The organism is Pseudonocardia sp. N23 (genome assembly GCF_002583555.1).
Taxonomy (GTDB): domain Bacteria; phylum Actinomycetota; class Actinomycetes; order Mycobacteriales; family Pseudonocardiaceae; genus Pseudonocardia.
The window spans coordinates 1-1,353 of the sequence record NZ_BEGX01000093.1 but is presented as its reverse complement, the minus strand read 5'-3'; the positions used below and the strand labels follow the sequence as shown (position 1 = coordinate 1,353).

2 protein-coding genes are annotated in these 1,353 nt (G+C 70.5%); one reads left to right on the top strand and one right to left on the bottom strand.

Annotation, left to right across the window (positions count from 1 at the left end):
* A partial coding sequence (locus TOK_RS22980) for a transposase (RefSeq protein ID WP_172457727.1) occupies window positions 1-624 on the bottom strand: 624 nt, incomplete at its 3' end.
* Between the two features lie 379 nt (window positions 625-1,003).
* Between TOK_RS22980 and TOK_RS22975 the strand changes: the two genes are divergently transcribed.
* Window positions 1,004-1,321 (top strand): hypothetical protein, encoded by a 318-nt coding sequence (locus TOK_RS22975; protein ID WP_098960083.1) that lies wholly within the window; start codon window positions 1,004-1,006, stop codon window positions 1,319-1,321.
* Window positions 1,322-1,353: the final 32 nt, after the last annotated feature.

The window sequence follows — 1,353 nt, the reverse complement described above, 5'->3', positions numbered from 1 at the left end:
GCCGGTGAAGCCGTCCATCGCCACCACCTCCAGGCCGGCTCGCCAGGAGGCGGGCCGGTCGGCGAGCCACTGCTTGAAGGCCGCCTTGGAGCGACCCTCGACCATGTCCAGCAGCCGGGCCGGCCCGGTGCCCTCACGCACCGGGGTGAGGTCGATGATCACGGTGACGTACTTGTCCCCGCGACGGGTGTGCTGCCACACGTGTTCATCCACGCCCAGGACCTTCACGCCGTCGAACCGGTGCGGATCGTTAATGAGCACGCGCGGTCCCTCGGCCAGGACCGCGTCGTTGGCGGTGTTCCACGACACGGCCAGACTCTCGGCGACGCGGGCCACGGTCAGGTGCTGACACACGATGGCCACCAGCGCCCACCGCAGGGCGCCGCGGGAGAGTTTCGCCCGCGGCTCCGCCGCTCCCGTGGTGTCCTGGCGCCACACGTGACCACAGCCACTGCACCGGTAGCGGCGCACCGTGACCAGCAACGTCGTGGGACGCCAGCCCAGCGGCTCGTGCGCCAGCACCGCCCGGCCTGCTTCGAGGCGCTGCCCAACAACTTCGAGACCAAGCTCGTCCAGCCCGGCGAACGTGGTCAGGTCAGGGGTAGTGAAGGTAGCGTCAGGCACGTCGAGGTCTTCCTGATGGGCAGTGTGAGAACTTCCATCATCGGAGGACCTCGACCCCTATCCGACGAGCGACGCGCCCACGCCCTCTACACCCTCATCTGCGAAGAGCCCATTTGACGCCGCCGACCACGATCGTGCGCTGCAGCTGATCGACGCTGCCGAGGAGCTCGACCCCGCGGCCGCGCAGAACTGGGCACGGATCCGCGGGATCATCGCCGCGGCGCGGCCGGCACCGGCGGCGGCAGCAGCCGCCGGTACTCCCCCGTCACCCGGGGAGACGCCCGCGGCTGAGCCTCGGTTCGACCTCACCGAGCTCCAGCGGGCGCGGGAGCGCGCGAACTCCCTCACCCATCAGGCGCGACACTCCCAGGCCGCAACTGTGCTGGCAGCCGCCGTCGCTCCGGCGGCGCAAGCCTTCGGGGCGGTGGCCCCGCAGGTGCTGCAACTGCGCCTCGAGCTGGCCGAGGCGCAGTTCACCGCAGGTGACTACACCGGCGCCGGACCGGTCTTCCGGGACCTGGCCAGTGATCTCGCGGAGGCACAGGACGCCGACACTGACCTCGTGTGGCGGTGCCGTCGTCAGGCGGCCACCCGCCGGGCGTTGACCGATGACACGGGCGAGGCGATTCGCCAGCTGACCGCGCTCATGACCGAGCACCACGCCCGATGGCTGTTAGGTACAGCAGGACGATGTTGAGGGCGACGATCGCCGTGCACACGACGATCCCC